This window comes from Lactobacillus apis, from assembly GCF_003150935.1.
Lineage (GTDB): Bacteria > Bacillota > Bacilli > Lactobacillales > Lactobacillaceae > Lactobacillus > Lactobacillus apis.
The window spans coordinates 1,364,161-1,377,609 of the sequence record NZ_CP029476.1 but is presented as its reverse complement, the minus strand read 5'-3'; the positions used below and the strand labels follow the sequence as shown (position 1 = coordinate 1,377,609).

The window sequence follows — 13,449 nt, the reverse complement described above, 5'->3', positions numbered from 1 at the left end:
ATTGAATCCTTTAAGTTAGAAATTTCAAAAATAGTTAAGGGAGTAAAAATGAATATTTCTGAAAAAATTAATAAGCTTGTTTTACCTTTAGCAAATAAAATTGGTAATCAGCGACATTTAGTGGCTATTCGAGATGCCTTTGTTGACATTACGCCAATAATTATGGTTAACTCGCTTTTCCTATTATTAAACTCGCTAGTTCTAAATCAACCTGCGGTTTTAAAGGCATTTCCTTATGCAGCTAAATTGACTGAAATGGGAACGATGGTAAACAACGGTACTATGGGCTTTATGACCATATTTGTAACGTTTATAATTGGCTACCGGTTGCTTAATTCTTATATTGCTGACGGTAGAATTGGTACGAACGATATTAGTCCAATTCATGCGGGAATCTTAAGTGTAGCTACTGCCTTAATTATGTTTCCGTTGAATAATCCTGCAATGATAACTGGTACGGTCAAAACAGTCACAGTTGCTGGGGTCTACGCACAATCTCTAACTTCATCTGGTGGGATGTTTGTGGGCCTGATTGCGGCAGTTCTAAGCACAGAACTATTGTTGTTTTTCTACAAAGCGAAAAAGTTAAGAATTAAAATGCCAGACGGTGTACCGCCTGCAGTTGCGCAGTCTTTTAATTCGCTGATACCTGAGTCACTTGTAGTTATCGTTTTTGCGGTTATTACTTTTGCTTATGTCCAAATTTTCCACCAAGGAATAACCGACTTAGTTCAAGCAGTAATTTCCCAACCTTTGCAAGCAGCAATGGAGTCATGGATTGGTTGCTTCGTTATTCAGTTTGTGACACAGTTCTTGTGGTTCTTTGGTTTGCACGGACAGAATATCGTTGCATCGGTGACCTCTCCACCAATGATAGCAGCAATTCAGCAAAATATGGCTGCCTTTGCTGCCCACAAAGCCGTTCCGAATATCGTTACGAATCCTTGGATTGGTATGTACACTTTGTTTGGCGGAACCGGTGCAATTTTGCCGTTCTTAATAGCAATCTTTATTGCTTCCAAGCGTAAGGAATATCGTGATGTAGCCAAATTAGGCTTGCTTCCAAGTATCTTTAACGTTTCTGAACCAATTATGTTTGGGATTCCAATTGTAATGAATCCTTACTTTGTAATTCCATTTATCTTTGTTCCACTGATTAACCTTGCAATTGCATATCCGCTAACCTTATTAGGGGTAGTGGCAAAAAGCGTTGTTATTCCTGCTTGGACAATTCCTCCTATTTTAACTACATGGGTGACAACCGCAGGAGATATACCAGCAACGATCCTCTCACTCTTACTGTTCATTTTGGATATTTTCCTATATTTACCATTTGTTTTGGCAAGTAATAAAGGTGCCAAGTTAGAAGAAAAACAAAGCTAGTAACAGTTATGAAAATAACTAAAGGACTAATTTTTAATTAGTCCTTTTTTGGTATTATTAAAAATTATGAAAGGCAAAAAATGATAATGTTTTTCGTATAATACTGTTATTTAATAATTCTGAATAAGCTGTTTTCCGAAATTAAAAGCTAGTATTTATGGTTTTATACATATAAAACTATACAGAGACCTTGTTAAATGCTATTATTTAATGCGTTTTTTTTTACTTTTTCTAAAGCGATTTCATCTACTATGGTATAATACAAGTGTAGTTAAAAATAGTAGGAGGAAATTAAAATGAATGCTTTAATTAACTGGTTAAATAAGCATGTCGTTCCCGTTGCTGCAAAGATAGGTTCGGTTCGTTGGCTTGTAGCCTTGCGTGATGCTTTCATTTCTATCATGCCATTGATTATGGCAGGTTCTGTAGCTAATGTTATTAATGCGTTAGTAAGAGATCTACCAAATCAATTCGGCTGGACCGGCTTTGTAAATTCAATGCAATGGCTAATTGCCATTAATGCATTAGTCTGGACAGGTACAACCGCTGTTCTAGGTTTGCTATTTGCATTTACATTTGGTTACCAAATGTGTGTTCAATACAAAGTTGAACCAATTGCTGGTGGTTTAGTTACCTTAGGTACTTTTATCATGGGACTGCCACAGAGCTTCTCACTTGATTTAAAAGCTGCTTTAACAAAGGGAGATGTTAAAGCTATCACTGACGCTGGTGCAGCTGTAGCTGGTAAAAACGTTAGTGCATGGGGTTACTTCAACTTTAACAAGTACTTTGGTGCTTACGGTTTCTTCACAGTAATGATCATGGGCGGTATTGCTATTGCCGTATACATCATGTTGATGAAGAAACATATTACAATCAAGATGCCTGCTAGTGTTCCACCAGCAGTTTCTAACGCATTTACTGGAATTATTCCTGCTGTTGCAGGTTTGTATGTTGTCGGTATTATTAACTATCTATTCCAACTCAACAACACAACTGTTATTGACTTTATCTCAAAGACAATTCAAGAGCCTTTGATGAAAGTCAGTCAAGGTTACTGGTCAGTATTATTGATTACCTTCTTGGTTCAATTATTCTGGTTCTTCGGTATTCACGGTACCAACGTTCTTGCACCAGTTACCGAAAGTATTTGGACTACTGCGTTGATTGCTAACGTTAATGCCTACCACAACGGTAAAACATTACCTTACATGTGGACAAGAACAGACTTTGATCTTTATGTTTGGATTGGTGGTGCAGGTTCCACCTTACTATTGCTATTAGCAATCTTGATTTTCTCAAAACGTGAAGATCAACGTGCTGTCGCAAAAGTTTCATTAGTTCCTGGTATCTTCAACATTAACGAACCTGTAATGTTTGGTATGCCTGTTGTTTTGAATCCAATCTACTTCATTCCATTTGTTCTTGCACCATTAGTTATGGTTTCAATTTCATATGCTGCTTTGAAGTTTGGCTTGGTTAACCCAGTTAGAGCACAAATAACTTGGGCAATGCCACCATTCCTCAACGCATTTTTAGGAACAATGGATTGGCGTTCAATTGTGTTACAGGCTGTTAACATGGTTATAGGTTTCTTTATCTATGTACCATTCGTTATCGCTGCTAACAATATGAAACCTGAAGCAGAATAGTCCTAGTTTAAGGAGTAATAAAAATTATGAAGCAATTAGGTATATCACTTTATCCAGAGCAAAGTACTTTTGAACAAGATCAAAAGTATATGGATTTGGCTCATAAATATGGTTATAAGCGCATTTTTACATCGCTATTGCAGTTAAAGAGCGATGATGGTGAAGATTTATTAGCTAAGTTGAAAAAAGATGTTGCTTATGCAAATAAGCTAGGCTTTACGACTGTTGTTGATATTAATCCAGGCTTATTCAAGGAATTAAACATTGACTACAATAATTTAGTCTTTTTCCATGACTTAGGCGTTTGGGGCCTGCGCTTAGACGAAGGCTTCAGCGGGATGGAAGAAGCAGCAATGACTCATAATCCATACGGATTAAAGATTGAGCTTAATATGAGTCGTGGTACGAATTACCTTGATAGCATTATGTCTTATGATCCAGAGCCTGATAACTTAATTGGGTGTCATAATTTCTATCCACAGGAATATACTGGTTTGAGTGAAGATATTTTTATGGAATATTCACTTAAATATCGTGAGTATGGTTTACACACCGCTGCATTTATTTCTTCAAAGAATGCACAATTTGGTCCATGGCCTGTTCATGAAGGCTTACCAACAATTGAAAGTGATCGTCAAAGAAACATTGCTAGCCAAGTGACACACTTACGCTTAAGCAAAATGATTGATGACATTGTCATTGGTAATGCGTTTGCTAGTGAGGAAGAACTTGCCGCAGCTGCTGAAGCCTTCAATAGTCCATTTCCAGTTTTAGGAATTGATTTTGAAGAAGGTGTTCTACCAATTGAACAAACAATTTGTTTAAAAGATAAGCATCTATACCGTGGTGACGCCTCTGAATACTTATTACGTGACACAATGCCACGTGTGGTTTATTCCGATGAGGACATTCCTGCTCATAATAATGAAAAGTCTATCTTTGATTTTGGCGATGTTGTAGTTGTAAATGACAAGTATCCTCGCTATAAGGGCGAGTTACAAATTGTTTTAACTCCATTTGAAAATGATGGTAGGCGTAATCTGGTTGGCCACTTGAGAAAGGATGATCTTGATTTACTTGATCTAGTGGAACCATGGAGTACATTTGTACTTGAAGAAAATAACTAAAACTAGTTTTCTGCAAAAGAAAAGGCTATAGGTTTAACCTATAGCTTTTTTGCTTTGATATCGCTTTCAAAAAAATAGTATAATAAAAATAACAGTTTTTTATGAAGGAAAGAGAAAAAATGCTTGGATTTTCAATTTATCTGGATCATGACCTAACAGCCGCTGATTATAACTACTTATTGGCAATGCGTAATGCTGGTTTAACGACAATTTTTACTTCTCTAAATATTCCTGAAGATGATGATAGACTAGTTTTAAAGCGCTTAGGGGAATTAACTAAGTGGTGTAGTAATTTGGATATAGATTTAATTGCGGATGTTTCTAAGGCTGGCTTAGAGAAATTAGGTGTAGCAATTACCGATATTGATCAGGTTAAAAAGTTGCATTTAACAGGATTAAGGATAGATTCAGGAGTTGATTACAGCACAATTGCAAAGCTATCAAAAGAGATGCCGATAGCACTAAATGCAAGCACGATTGAAAAAGAGGATGTTACTGCATTGCGAAGTTATTGTGCTGACTTTACCCATTTACAAGCTTGGCATAATTATTATCCACGACCAGAGACTGGTTTATCCACAAATTGGTTAGCTGCCAAAAATGTTTGGCTGCATGAAATGAACTTGCAGACGATGGCTTTTGTTGCGGGAGACGCAAAAAAGAGAGGTCCAATTAATGAGGGCTTGCCGACAGTAGAACAGCAACGAAAAGAAAATCCATTGGCAGCGATGCTTGAATTGAAAGAGCTCGGCTGTGATCACGTTTTTATCGGTGATGCTGACTTATCTCAGGCATCACTGAGAAGCTTTAAAAACTACATTAAAGAGAATGCAATTACGTTGCGAATAAACAAAGATGTACCAGAGCTATTTAGTCACGAATGGCACAATCGAAGGGATTGTGCAGAAAAAGTTATTCGTTTAGCTGAAGGACGTGAACGGCAGCTCTTTGGAACAACTCCTAATAGCGAAGCTCTGGCACGTCCTAAAGGATCGATTACCTGTGATAATAGCTTATATATGCGTTATCAAGGTGAGTTACAAATCACAAAATGTGATTTGCCAGCTGATAAACGGGTTAACGTTTTAGCGCAGGTGATACAAGAAGATTTGCCATTATTAAATCAAATAGAAGCGGGTAAAAAGCTATTCTTTACATCGGATGAGTAATTTATCTTACAGCGAGTAATAAAGTTTAGGTTGAATACCAACAATATAGCGTTATAATAAAAACGGTTTCAAAGAAATGTTTTTAGTTGAGAGGATAATTATGTCAGCCGATAATTTATTGTTAGTAGTTGATGTTCAGGAACAAGCGATGCACTTTTCGAGCAAGAAGGCAAAATTGCTTGAACGGATTAACCGTGTCATTAAAAAGTTTGAAGAAAATAATGATCCAGTTATTTACGTCAAGCAGGAAAACCTTGGTGACTTTTCTTCTAAGTTGAAGGTCGAGAGCTCGGCACCAGTTTTCACTAAGAACGAACCAAGTCCGTTTACGCAAACAAACTTTGCTCAGAAGGTACATGATCTTAATCCTAAAAATGTTGTTGTGGTGGGGTTAATGAATCATACCTGTGTTCAGGCAACAGTAAAGAGTGCATTGAGTCGCGACTACTCAGTTACATTAATTTCGGACGGATATGATTCTTCTATTAAACCAGTAACGAATCATTATAATCACTTATTAACTAAATTAGGTGCTCATCGGTTAACGACGGATGAATTTTTATTAGTTCAATAATTTATGTGAGCCACGGATATACTGAAAAAGTATCTCCGTGGTTTTTGTGTTCTAAAAGCAGTAATATTTTGGTAACTAGCAAGTTATTTTTTTAAGCAAGGAGGCTTAAATGAGTATAGACAAGTATACAGATTTGGGACAAAAAATTTATGACCAGATCGGTGGAATCGAAAATGTTAAATCGCTGTATCATTGCATGACAAGGGTACGAATTTCGATAAGAGACAGAAATAAGGTTAACTTAGCCGGACTTAAGAAAATAGATGGTGTCATTGGAGTTGTTGACGGTGAAACTTTAGAAATTGTTTTAGGACCAGGGGTGAATACTAAAGTCGCTCAAAGCATGGTTGATGCTGCCGGTGTAAAAGAGAATGATCCTTTCCCAGCTACCGCACCAAGTTCGTCAAGTACCGAGACATATCAACAAGATAAATCAGAGGTAATGCAAAAAGCACAAATAGTTCATAATGCGCAAAAAGCTAGTTTAAAGCAAACTTGGTGGAGAGCAATTTTACAACATATTTCTGCTATCTTCATTCCACTTATTCCTGCCTTTGTTGGTGCGGGACTGATTTCTGGTGTGGCTGGGATGCTGAGAAACTTGATGACAGCTAAAATATTGCCACCAAGCTGGAATCTGGGCATAACTGTTTTAGGTGTAATTTCTTCTGGTTTATTTGCCTATCTAAACATTTATGTTGGTAGTAATGCTGCTAAAGAATTTGGTGCTACACCAGGTTTAGGAGGCATTATTGGTGGAATTATTATGTTGCCAGGTGTATTACCGCCAGTTACTATTCCGAATGTGTTTGATGGCAAACCACTTGCTGCAGGACAGGGTGGTATCATTGGAGTTTTAATATCTGTATGGCTACTTTCTTACGTAGAAAAGTTTTTCCACAAGCATATAGCTGATTCTGTGGATATTATTTTCACACCATTTTTAACGCTCTTAATAATGGGTTTAGCTACCATCTTTATTGTCATGCCTTTTGCGGGTTGGATCTCAAATTCACTAGTTAACAGTATTAATTGGGTACTTAAAGTTGGTGGTCCAATTGCCGGTTTTATTTTAGGTGCAGTATTTTTACCAATGGTTCTTTTTGGAATCCACCAAATTTTGACGCCGATTCATATTCAAATGATTCAAAAAATGGGCTATACTCCACTTCTGCCGATTTTAGCTATGGCTGGTGCAGGCCAAGTGGGTACGGCAATAGCTTTATGGATTAAATGCCGCAAAAATAAAGCGTTAACTAAGTTAATAAAAGGGGCATTGCCAGTTGGAATTTTAGGTGTTGGTGAGCCCTTGATTTATGGAGTTTCGCTCCCGCTTGGACGCCCATTTATTACTGCTTGTCTTGGCGGTGGTATTGGTGGTGCAGTCTTAGGTGCTTTTGGTAATGTAGGATCAACGGCAATTGGTACCTCAGGAGTTGCGCTGATACCATTAATTGCGAATAACAAGGCTCTATATTACTGCATTGGCTTATTAGCAGCTTACCTTGGTGGATTTGTTTTAACTTATTTATGGGGCGTTCCTCAAGATGCAATGTTAGCCAAAAATGAAGATGGCACTTTAGCAAACCAGGTTGAGGAAACAAATGAAGTGAAAAATAGTGTTTCAGTATCTTTAGCTAGTCCAGTTAGTGGTCAACTTGAAGCGTTAACTGCCGTACCTGATGATGTGTTTTCGCAAAAAATGTTGGGTGATGGTTTTGCTGTTATTCCAGATAGTGATGAGATTGTTGCACCAGTTGATGGGCGAATTTTAACAATAATGGATACCAAACATGCGATTACGATGGAGTCAGCAGAAGGACCACTCGAAATAGTTCTGCATTTTGGAATAGATACGGTTGAACTTAAAGGTGAGACATTTGAAATTAATGTAAAAAGTGGTCAGCATGTAAAACAAGGAGACTTAATTGCCAAAATGGATGTTGCAGCAGTTAAAGCGGCCAATAAGCCTACAGATGTGATGACCATTGTTAATAATATGGAAGATGTAGCTCAAATTAGTCCTATTTCTACTAAACAGGTGAAGGCAGACCAAATTGTTACAACTGTTACAACAAAGTAGAGGATAAAAATGGAAATTAAAGAGTTAAAAACTGAAGAGCGTAATCCTGCAACTAGTGAAATTGATAGAATGTCAACACTAGAAATGGTTAAGACGATTAATCAAGAAGATCAGAAAGTTGCTCAAGCAGTAAGACAGGAAAATGAGCAAATTGCCCAAGCAATTGATGCAGCAGCTAAAAATTATTCTAATGGCGGTCGTTTAATCTATCTTGGTGCTGGAACTAGTGGACGGCTTGGCGTATTAGATGCTGCAGAGCTAGTGCCGACTTATGGCATTAAGCCCGAAAGAGCAGTCGGACTAATTGCTGGTGGAAAAAGTGCAATGTTTTCAGCTGTAGAAGGCGCCGAAGATTCGGCAGAACTGGGTGAAAAGGACTTAAGTAATTTGGCTTTAACTCAAAATGATGTTGTACTTGGCTTAGCTGCAAGTGGCCGAACACCATATGTGATTGGCGGATTAGACTATGCCAAAAAGCAAGGTACCTTAACAATTGCAATTGCCTGTGTAGCAGATTCTGTCATTGGTCAGCATGCAGATATTGCTATTGAAGCGGTGGTTGGTCCTGAAGTAGTCACTGGTTCAACTAGGATGAAGGCCGGCACAGCTCAAAAAATGATTTTGAATATGATTTCCACAGGCGTGATGATTAAGCAGGGAAAAGTATATTCAAATATGATGATTGATGTACAGCCGACTAATGAAAAGTTGGTTGATCGAGCATGTCGCATCATTAGTGCAACTGCCGATATTGACACTAAAAAGGCACTACAGCTCTTAGAAAAGGCCAACAAAAATGTGGCTCAAGCAATTGTGATGGCTAAAACTGGAAAGACTGAACATGAAGCTGCCGCATTACTAAAGAAATATCATGGTAATATTCGTAGTGTCTTAGATCATGAATAAAAATTTCTTTTAAAATAAGTGGAAAACTTACGCATTATCTGTGCATTCTAGCATTCGGGGCTTGAATGTCGTCCGCTAAAGTTGAATAATAGTATAGGAAAAAGCTTTTTCGGACAACTTTTGGTAAAATAATAAGTTGTTAACATTTTAATACGGAGGAAATTATGTCTTATAAAGACAATATGATGTTGTTTGCCCTCAATTCGAATTTGCCGCTAGCACAAAAAATTGCGGACCGCGTTGGGATTCCACTTAGTAAATCTAGTGTACAACGCTTTAGCGATGGGGAAATTCAAATTAATATAGACGAATCTGTTCGTGGTAAGGACGTATATTTAATTCAATCAACGAGTGTACCAGTCAATGATAATTTGATGGAATTGTTGATTATGATTGATGCTGTTCGCCGCGCAAGTGCACAGACGATAAATATTGTAATTCCATATTATGGCTATGCTCGTCAGGATCGCAAGACTCGTCCACGTGAACCAATTACAGCCAAATTAGTTGCTGATATGTTGCAAGAAGCAGGTGCCACTAGACTATTATCACTAGATTTACATGCACCTCAAATTCAAGGCTTCTTCGATATACCTGTAGATAATTTAATGGGTGCACCATTACTTGCAGATTACTTCTTAAGAAATAATCTGGAAAAGGATGCAGTTGTAGTTTCACCAGATCATGGTGGTGTTACTCGTGCTAGAAAGCTTGCAGAATTCCTAGGCACTTCAATTGCAATTGTTGATAAGCGTCGACCACGTGCTAATGTTGCCGAGGTGATGAACATCATTGGTGACGTTAAAGGTAAGCGAGCAATCATTATTGATGATATGATTGATACTGCTGGAACTATCACATTAGCTGCACAAGCATTGATTGATGCAGGTGCAACTGAAGTTTATGCCAGTGCTACACATGCTGTTTTATCTGGTCCAGCCATTAAACGTTTAAATGATTCTCCGATTAAAAGCTTGGTATTAACAGATTCAATTAACCAGCCTGCTGAGAAGAAGTTGGATAAGACTTCGCTTGTTTCAGTGGGACCGTTAATTGGGGATGCAATTAAGTGTATTCAAAAGAATGAACCACTTAGTCCTTTGTTTAATACCAGATATGAAAAAGATAAGCACTAAAATTTAAAATGACACGTAATAAAAACCTGAAATCAAACTGATTTCAGGTTTTTTTCTATATACTAAATTATCTTACTAATAAAATATGTGTCACTTAGTTGGAAAAAATGACCACTTAATTGAATAAGATTGAATTTAAAATAAAATTAGACTTTAATAAGAAATATGAAATTAAGGAGGCTTGAGACCATTGACACTAAAGCAATTATTAAAGACTAGCATACCAAGAACAATTTTAATTTTATTAGTTTTCTTGGCTTATGCATTAAGTGGTACTGCAACAACATATTTTTTCAAATACATAACTAATGATCTTAGTAATGGAAACTGGAGCGGGTTTGCTTTTTGGATAGTTTTAGAACTTATCATTTCAATTTTTACTATTCTTCTACTACCACTAGGAACATTTTTGTTTAACAAGCAGATTCAAGAATATTTGCACGAAATTCGCGCCAAAATAATGAAACACTATTATGCCGCCGAACCAACTAAGGTTGCAGATATGCAGAATCAATTGGGAAATAATCTCAAAGTTTTGTCCGACGATTATGCGACGCCATGGATAAAAATCTGGATTAACTTATTAAGCATCATTATGGCAATAGGAACACTATTAACATTGCATTGGTCATTAATTTTGATTGTGACCGTAGTAACGATTATTGTTCTTTGTTTACCTCAAATCATGACCAAAAAATTGTCCAGTTCAGCTGCTAAAGCAGCTCAGAAGAATGCGCAATTTTTAAATACAATTGAGAACTGGTTTTCTGGTCTAGGAGAATTACGACGTTATGGTGCTGGTGGCCGTTTAGCCAAAGCGCTTGGTCAAGATAACCAGAAACTTACAGATGCCAATGTAAATAGTAATAAAATGAAGTCTATTGCAATTGCAATTAATGGCGTGGGCAACTCAATCGGTCAAGTGGGAACAGGTCTCTGGGCTGGTCTACTATTTTTCAGACATATAATATCTCTGGGTGACTGGGCCATCGCTAGTAGTTTTGCTTCAACTATTTTTAATGGCTTATGGGAAATCATTAGTGCAATTACCCAAATTCGTTCAACAAAGGAATTGCGTGCTGATGTTACTAAACTCATTCATCCGTTACCTGAAAGAAAGCCTAAGGCTGCAGTATATGGCTTAAAATGTCGCAACCTAGAGGTTCAATATCAAAATGGTGAAAGTATCACTTATCCCGATTTCACTATTAATCAAGGCGACAAAGTTCTACTCACAGGTGATTCTGGCACTGGAAAGTCAACACTTTTCAAGGTTCTATTGGGTAAAATTGAGCCCCAAAACGGAGAGGTCTATTTTATTGATCAAGCTGGTAACAAACTACTACCTAAGCAAGCTGAATTAGGTTATGTGGCTCAAGACGCTACGCTTTTCCCAGATACGGTTGCTAATAATATTACGATGTTTAACCAAAAACTAAGTTCTAGATTAAGTGGAGCCGTTCAAAATGTACAGCTGGCTTCAGACATAGCAAACTTTCCACAACAAATTGACACTAATGTTGATTTAGATCAAGGAAACTTATCTGGGGGGCAAAGACAGAAAGTTGTTTTAGCAAGGGCTGAAATACATGACAAACCATTTCTTTTATTGGATGAGGCAACAAGTGCAGTTGATAGCAAGACAACTAATAAAATCATTAGTGAACTGTTGCGAACAGATAAAACAGTCTTGCTAATTGCACATAATTTTAGTCCTGATTTAATGGAAAAATTTGATTATCAAATCTGCTTAAAAGCAAAGAAAAAGGAGGTCAAGTAATGACTATTAAAGGTTTTTTTAAGCAAAACCCATTACGCTTTGTAGTGATAATGGTAGTGCTAATTAGCTTTTATGCACTTATGATTGTTAACTCATTAATTGTAATCATTGAAACTACAGCAATTCAGCAAGGTAATTTTAGGACTTTCATGTTTATGGTTCTTGCCAGTTTTGTATTCATCCTGATCGATTATTTATTGCAAGGACTGCTACGTTACCTTCAATCTAAACAAGAGGAACAATATAAAGCTGCTATCCGTCAAAAAACAATTGACCATTTTTATAAAGATCAAAAGGAGCACCCTGTAGCCCAGGTCCAGAATGGATTAACTAATGACTTAGTTCAAAGCCAAGAAAATTACTTAGAACCCTTTTTCAATTTGCTCGGTGGTGTAGCAATTATCGTGTCTGTTGTTGCGTTATTAATTTCATTACACTGGAGTTTACTTCTAGCGGTCACTTTGATGGTGATTATTTCGTTAGCTGTGCCTAAATTGCTTGAAAAACCGTTACAGCAGGCAACAACTCACATTTCTGAAAGTAATCAAAAGTATTTGGATTGCTTAGACAAGTGGCTTAGTGGCTTAGAAGAAATACAACGCTATTTTGCCGGTGAAAAATTATTTGCGATAACAGATAAGGCAGCCAAAGACTTGGAGGATGCAAATGTTAAACAAAATGGGGTCATGCAACTGCTGTCTATTGTTAATGGGTTAATTTCAGTTTGCTTTTCAACAATCTTATTTTTATTAGCTGGCTACTTATTTCAGCAAAAACTAGTTGCTTTTGGTGTTATTATCGGTGTTGGAAACTGTCAATATTATCTAAGAATGGGCGTTGAAGAAATCGTTAATTCATACGGCCAGATGAAGGGTGCCCAATCTTTAAATAAAAAAATTGCTGAGGAAACTGAAAGTGTTGAACAGCCTAAACTAGAACAAGTCTCAGCACCTGCGGAACTGAGTGTTCGTGACCTTAGCCTACAATTTCCAAATGGTGAGAGTCTAAAATTCCCTGATATTGATATTAAAGTAGGTGAAAAAATACTATTAACTGGGGATTCAGGTGCAGGTAAATCAACTTTATTTAAACTTATTCTAGAACAGCTTAAGCCGACTACGGGAAAGATTGTTTTCAAGAATAAAAATGGCGCGCCAATTAATCCTGATATGGAGAAAATTGGTTATATCCCTCAAGATCCTGTTCTCTTTCCAGCAAGTATCGCTGACAATATGACGATGTTTGCTGACAAACTAAAAAATGCTTTACCTTCGCTTGTAGAAAAAGTTCAGCTTGATGGAGATATTGCTAAGTTTGACCAAGGACTGAATCAGCAAATCGATTTGAATAAGTTGAATATTTCTGGCGGACAAAGGCAAAAAATTGTTTTAGTACGTGCATTAGTTCATCACAGTGAATTGATTCTAATTGATGAGGGAACTAGTGCGATTGATCAACAAGCTACGATGGAAATTTTGCGTGAAGTAACTGCAACCTCTGCAACGGTAATCTTTATAGCTCATAACTTTAATGAACAAATGAAGCAGTTATTTGACCGTGAAATTCATATAGTTAAAAATACAGAAAGTTAAGTAAACGTATAACCTAACAAATAGCTCCCCAAAAAAAGATCGAATTC

10 protein-coding genes are annotated in these 13,449 nt (G+C 37.0%); all 10 read left to right on the top strand.

Going from position 1 to position 13,449, the window contains the following annotated elements:
* Positions 1 to 48: 48 nt before the first annotated feature.
* On the top strand, positions 49 to 1,383 hold the full coding sequence (locus DKL56_RS06565) for a PTS sugar transporter subunit IIC (RefSeq protein WP_109715820.1): 1,335 nt from the start codon (positions 49 to 51) through the stop codon (positions 1,381 to 1,383).
* A gap of 296 nt (positions 1,384 to 1,679) precedes the next feature.
* Complete coding sequence (locus DKL56_RS06560) at positions 1,680 to 3,035, top strand: PTS sugar transporter subunit IIC (protein WP_074425821.1); 1,356 nt, start codon at positions 1,680 to 1,682, stop codon at positions 3,033 to 3,035.
* A 26-nt stretch (positions 3,036 to 3,061) separates the two neighbouring features.
* On the top strand, positions 3,062 to 4,162 hold the full coding sequence (locus DKL56_RS06555) for a DUF871 domain-containing protein (protein WP_109715819.1): 1,101 nt from the start codon (positions 3,062 to 3,064) through the stop codon (positions 4,160 to 4,162).
* Between the two features lie 119 nt (positions 4,163 to 4,281).
* Positions 4,282 to 5,331 (top strand): MupG family TIM beta-alpha barrel fold protein, encoded by a 1,050-nt coding sequence (locus DKL56_RS06550; RefSeq protein WP_109715818.1) that lies wholly within the window; start codon positions 4,282 to 4,284, stop codon positions 5,329 to 5,331.
* Between the two features lie 100 nt (positions 5,332 to 5,431).
* On the top strand, positions 5,432 to 5,905 hold the full coding sequence (locus DKL56_RS06545) for a cysteine hydrolase family protein (RefSeq protein ID WP_162542514.1): 474 nt from the start codon (positions 5,432 to 5,434) through the stop codon (positions 5,903 to 5,905).
* Between the two features lie 109 nt (positions 5,906 to 6,014).
* The gene (locus DKL56_RS06540) at positions 6,015 to 7,988 is read left to right on the top strand and encodes a glucose PTS transporter subunit IIA (RefSeq protein ID WP_109715816.1); all 1,974 of its coding nucleotides are present in this window, start codon (positions 6,015 to 6,017) and stop codon (positions 7,986 to 7,988) included.
* Positions 7,989 to 7,997: 9 nt separating this feature from the next.
* On the top strand, positions 7,998 to 8,894 hold the full coding sequence (murQ, locus tag DKL56_RS06535; RefSeq protein ID WP_109715815.1) for an N-acetylmuramic acid 6-phosphate etherase: 897 nt from the start codon (positions 7,998 to 8,000) through the stop codon (positions 8,892 to 8,894).
* A 164-nt stretch (positions 8,895 to 9,058) separates the two neighbouring features.
* Positions 9,059 to 10,030, top strand: a complete 972-nt coding sequence (locus tag DKL56_RS06530) for a ribose-phosphate diphosphokinase (RefSeq protein ID WP_109715814.1) — start codon at positions 9,059 to 9,061, stop codon at positions 10,028 to 10,030.
* A gap of 190 nt (positions 10,031 to 10,220) precedes the next feature.
* Entirely contained in the window at positions 10,221 to 11,810 is a 1,590-nt protein-coding gene (locus tag DKL56_RS06525) for an ATP-binding cassette domain-containing protein (RefSeq protein WP_162542513.1), read from the top strand.
* Positions 11,810 to 13,402 (top strand): ATP-binding cassette domain-containing protein, encoded by a 1,593-nt coding sequence (locus DKL56_RS06520; RefSeq protein ID WP_109715812.1) that lies wholly within the window; start codon positions 11,810 to 11,812, stop codon positions 13,400 to 13,402. Before DKL56_RS06525 ends, DKL56_RS06520 begins: the two co-directional genes overlap by 1 nt.
* Positions 13,403 to 13,449 lie beyond the last annotated feature (47 nt).